At 71.0% G+C, this 1296-nt stretch carries 1 protein-coding gene; it reads right to left on the bottom strand.

From position 1 onward, the window contains the following. Window positions 1–1296, bottom strand: a 1296-nt coding sequence (locus ACFVYI_RS42430) for a condensation domain-containing protein (protein WP_387895479.1), incomplete at both ends; no start/stop codon positions are given.

The raw sequence follows: 1296 nt of genomic DNA, 5'->3' as shown, positions 1-1296 counted from the left end.
GGCGCCGGGGGCCTCCATGCGGCCGTGGTAGACCACGCCGGTGTGGAAGGCGTCCTCGGCCGTCAGGTTGCCCATCACCTTGAGGTGCGCGGCCATCAGCACGCTCTTGATCGAGGTCTTCGCCTCGGCGGCCAGTCGGGTCAGTCCGTCCTTGAGGTCCAGGAAGGGGACCGGGACACCGTGGCGCTCGTGCCCGCCGCGCTCGCCCTCGCCCCAGGCCTCGGGCAGGACCATGGGGTCGTGCTCGTCGACGACCTGCTGCCAGAAGGCCTGGGTCGCCGGGTCGGCGAGAGCCTCCTGCTCGGCGGCGATGAAGTCGGCGTAGCGGACCGCCGGCACCTCGTAGGCGGCCGGCTCCTCGCCGGTGCGCAGACTGCGGTAGAGGGTCACGATCTCCATCGCCAGGGTGTGGTAGCTCCACCCCTCGGTGACGGCGTGGATGTGACTGAACGTCAGGCGCCAGACCTGGTCCGACTCGACGTGCGCGGCGATCCGCAGCAGCGGGGCGGCGGTCAGGTCGAAGCCCGCCGCGCGCTCCTGCTCGACGTAGGCGGTCGTGCGCTCCGCCACCTCGGTCTCGGTCAGGCCGCGCAGGTCGTGCGTGCTGATCGGGACCTCGGCGGTGGCGTGGACGAGCTGGAGGGGCTGGCTGTACCCGTCCAGGTGCATCGAGGTGCGCAGGATGTCGTGCCGGGCCACCACCGTGTCGACGGCGTGGCGCAGGACATCGAGCGAGAACGACAGCTCGTCCGGGAGGCGGAACGAGTTGATGTTCCGGTACGTGCTTCCGCCCTGTGCCGCGAGCATCTCGACGAGCATGCCGGTCTGGATCTGGGAGAGCGGGTAGGCGTCGACGATGTCGCTGGGGAGGGCTGTGCGGTCGTCGTCGGAGATCTGGGTGAAGGGCTGGACGGCGGTGATCAGGGATGTGCCGGTGGTGTTGCCGGGCACGGTGGTGGCGAGGGCGGCGATGGTGCGCTGCTGGAAGACGTCGGGGATGGTGATGTCGTAGCCGGCGGCGCGCAGGGCGCCGACGAGGCGGACGGCGCGGATGGAGTCGCCGCCGAGGTCGAAGAAGCTGTCCTCGACACCGACCTGCGCCAGGCCGAGGACGTCGGCCCAGATGGCGGCGAGGCGTTCCTCGACGGGGGTGCGGGGGGCGGTGTAGCGGGTGGTGGTGAAGGCGTCCAGGTCCGGAGCCGGGAGGGCGCGGGTGTCGGCCTTGCCGTTGGTGGTGAGGGGGATGGTGTCCAGGGTGACGAACGCGGCCGGGACCATGTACTCGGGCAGTGAGGT

Origin of the sequence: Kitasatospora sp. NPDC058218 (assembly GCF_042882445.1) — a bacterium.
GTDB lineage: Bacteria > Actinomycetota > Actinomycetes > Streptomycetales > Streptomycetaceae > Kitasatospora.
This window is presented reverse-complemented; position numbering and strand designations above follow the sequence as displayed.